This window comes from Oleiphilus sp. HI0086 (assembly GCF_001635225.1).
The window spans coordinates 1-431 of the sequence record NZ_LWFZ01001476.1; the positions used below are offsets into that span (position 1 = coordinate 1).

Here is a 431-nt window from a genome sequence, read left to right on the forward strand (position 1 = left end):
GGCAAAGACTTGGGTCAAGAGGTTCATACCTTTTCAGCCGCCTACACTGAGCATGACTTAGAAGAGATTATGGCAATCTCGAAACACGTCGTGTTCAACTCGTTCGGTCAGTGGGAGCGATTTAAAGAGAATGCCAAACGAGCCAAACAGGCTCGGCCTGACTTAGAGTTCGGTTTAAGGATCAACCCTTTGCACTCCGAGGGCACAACACCGATCTACGACCCTTGTGCGCCAGGCTCACGTCTGGGGATTCCAAGATCGGCGTTTAAAGATTGTAGCCTGGATGGTATAAGCGGTTTACACTTTCATACCTTATGCGAACAAGGTTTTGACGCGCTTGATAGAACACTTGCCGAAATTGAAAAACAATTTGCTGACATTCTACCTCGGCTTGAATGGGTGAATTTTGGTGGCGGACATCATATTACCCA

Annotated in this window: 1 pseudogene; it reads left to right on the forward strand. The window is 47.6% G+C overall.

Features of this window, described 5'->3' with window-relative positions:
• Positions 1 to 431: pseudogene (locus tag A3756_RS28375) on the forward strand (carboxynorspermidine decarboxylase); the annotation flags it as partial.